This window comes from Sulfobacillus harzensis (genome assembly GCF_012933365.1).
Lineage (GTDB): Bacteria > Bacillota > Sulfobacillia > Sulfobacillales > Sulfobacillaceae > Sulfobacillus_B > Sulfobacillus_B harzensis.
In genome coordinates, this window is sequence record NZ_JABBVZ010000236.1 from 1 (window position 1) to 1,826 (window position 1,826).

2 protein-coding genes are annotated in these 1,826 nt (G+C 51.4%); one reads left to right on the forward strand and one right to left on the reverse strand.

The annotated features are described in order from the left end of the window. Window positions 1-58: 58 nt before the first annotated feature. On the reverse strand, window positions 59-1,090 hold the full coding sequence (locus HIJ39_RS22685; protein WP_169103301.1) for a helix-turn-helix transcriptional regulator: 1,032 nt from the start codon (window positions 1,088-1,090) through the stop codon (window positions 59-61). 129 nt (window positions 1,091-1,219) lie between these two features. On the opposite strand from HIJ39_RS22685, the gene HIJ39_RS24790 reads away from it, so the two are divergent. After that, window positions 1,220-1,354, forward strand: a complete 135-nt coding sequence (locus HIJ39_RS24790) for a hypothetical protein (RefSeq protein ID WP_275107406.1) — start codon at window positions 1,220-1,222, stop codon at window positions 1,352-1,354. Window positions 1,355-1,826 lie beyond the last annotated feature (472 nt).

The following is a 1,826-nucleotide window of genomic DNA, read 5'->3' on the forward strand; positions in this document are numbered from 1 at the left end:
GTTACAAAGCTGCCCTGATGGGCGGCCTGAAGTGCGCTCCTGGTCTGGGTTTGCGACTTTATGAAAACTCTCCTAGTGCTGTGTTTAATGTATCCTCGGCCAAAGTCGGCGCATAGCGTCTACCCCAGACAAAGATATCTTCGGCAACCGAAAGAAATTCAGCGTAGCGCTGTTCGTCTATCCAGTGTTCAGCGCACTCCCGCAACACATCAAGCCCAACGTCGGTTCCCTTTTTATCTTGTAACGTTGCATTTGCCCAATTTTGTCGGGCGAGCCAATAGAATTCGTGCGAGATGGCTTGATAGTGCAACGAAGCCTGCGCTGCAAAATGCGTGGCGTTGTTCCATCCTTGCAGGGACAAATGTGCAGCACTTAAGCCGTGCAGGGCGCGTGCATAGACCGTCTCGCTCTGTGACATGCTTACCCCTTCGACGGCCTGATCAAAGGTGAAAAGAGCATCGGCTGGTTTGCCTGCTCGTAGATACGCCGTCCCCATTCCGACTAACAATTCCACACGAATGTTCAACGGAGGGTTCATTGATGCCAATATCCGCCCCATTGTCACAACGTCATCGTAGCGGCCGACATTACCGTTTAGTCGCTGGAGAACTAATCCCAAACGGAAGACATCGTGATAAGCGCGGCGACTGACTTGATGAAATAAAAGCGCCGATATCAACGGAATCCATTCACGATCGTTGTATAAATCCGTCTCCTTAAATACCCTTAATAATTCTAGTCCAAAGTCAACGGCCACATCCACACTCCCCGCCTCAAGTAAAGTCCAAAACGTTGTACTCGCATTCTGGATGGCTTCATTCGGGCGGTTGCTCAAAAGCGCAATACGAATCTCCCTCATAGCGGTGTGGGGTGCAGTGGCTAGGCGTGTGCCGGTGTAATCCGGAGGCAATGAGGCAGGAAGGTCCAACCGATTGGCTAGTCGACGCCACAAATCGGTTGGGGGATCATACTCCCCGCGTTCGATGCGGCTGATCGTTGACCGGTCGCAAGTGTCCCGAGCCAGTGCTTCCTGCGACAACTTCTTTGCTTTACGAGCCTCACGAATGGCTCTTCCTTTCGCCGTATCCATTATTTTCTACCCCCATTTAACATTCACGCTTGTGAAAATTATGCACGTTGTGAATCCACGTTTCAATGTACTGTCGAATCGAGGGCCGTACAAGGCAACACCGGTTGGCTAAACAAAGGGGGTAGCGTTATGTTGCGTCGAGTTTTGGTCATAGGGGCCGTGATGAGTGTCTTTATCTGGGGTGGTTTATCGACCGTTGCCAACTCTGTTCCCGTGGCGTCGTCGACGACGACGGCATGGGGAATTACCGACCCGGGATTCTGATATCGCACAGCATCTTGCATCGAGTGGGCAATGACACCGATTCGTGATTGTTCCATCATAAACCGATGCCCTGTCCCATAATCGAACGTCAGACACTTGCCACCCGATTTTACAGAAACCGGCACATCAATCGGCAAAATACACCCTCAACGATAAGTTTAGATACTGCGATAGGTGCCCGTTCTTGGGGAGACAATGCCTCCTCGTCCAAAGGAAGGATGAAAATTATCGTGAAATCGCGTTTTGTATCGTTGCGCGCGGCCAGTGTAGTGCTTGCCCTACCATTGATGGCCATGAGTACGAGCGCGTTTGCCGCAACTCAACCTGTACATCGCTCGTCAGCGTCGGCTCAAACTACCCAACGCCCGAAGGCTGATTCCACACTGACCGCTGACAGAGATAGTCCCGAATTTCGTGGAATTTGCGGTTAGCGATTCCTGTCCGTGTTTGGTTGAATAGAGGTACCATCCAT